The organism is Acinetobacter entericus (genome assembly GCF_026168575.1).
Classification (GTDB): Bacteria; Pseudomonadota; Gammaproteobacteria; order Pseudomonadales; family Moraxellaceae; genus Acinetobacter; species Acinetobacter bouvetii.
Map to the genome: position 1 here is coordinate 1 of NZ_JAPEQW010000117.1, position 750 is coordinate 750.

The 750-nt window shown below is 54.5% G+C and carries 1 protein-coding gene; it reads right to left on the reverse strand.

Annotation, left to right across the window (positions count from 1 at the left end; all coding sequences use genetic code 11):
* Window positions 1–47: 47 nt before the first annotated feature.
* Window positions 48–750: ferritin family protein (locus OKC24_RS20215; protein ID WP_265466303.1), on the reverse strand; the 703-nt coding region annotated here is incomplete at its 5' end.

The window sequence follows — 750 nt, forward strand, 5'->3', positions numbered from 1 at the left end:
CACTGCCTCAGTGACCAGTAAAGTCACGTGGCTTTGGGGAAGTCAGCTTAGCTCTCATCACCGTGTCCCAGGGTGTGCTTGTCAAAGAGATATTCTGCCATGCCAGCTTCAGGGGCACCCATCTTGCGTAAGTTGGTCACGTGGTCACCCAGTTCTTTAATGGATTTCACCTGTTCACTCAGATAATACGTCTCAATGAAGTCACATAAGTGGGGATCATTCTTGTCAGTAGCCAGTTTGTGCAGTTCCAGTAGTGACTGATTCACACTCTTTTCCAAGTGCAGTGCACACTCCATTGCATTCAGCCCGCTCTCCCAGTCATCACGGTCTGGTTTCTTTATATCCTGCAGGAAGATTCGGCCACCTCGCTGGTTCTGCAGCTTCATCAGTTTCTCGGCATGCTCCCTCTCCTCATGAGATTGGTGGAGAAAGTATTTGGCAAAGTTCTTCAGAGCCACATCATCTCGGTCAAAATAACAAGACATAGACAGATAGACGTAGGAGGCATACAACTCCAGGTTGATCTGGCGGTTGATGGCAGCCTCCGCGTCCTGGTGGTAGTTCTGGCGCACTTGCGAGGGAGACGCGGTGGTCATGGTGGCGGCGGGGCGAGGCGCGGTGGCGACGCTGGAGCGGCGGAACGACGAAGTTGCAAAGGGCTCAGGCTCGAAGCGGCCGGCGGGGGTCGGAGGGGTCGAGCACCGGGTTCCGTTCAAGCACTGTTGAAGCAGGAAACCGCGGCGACTCTGG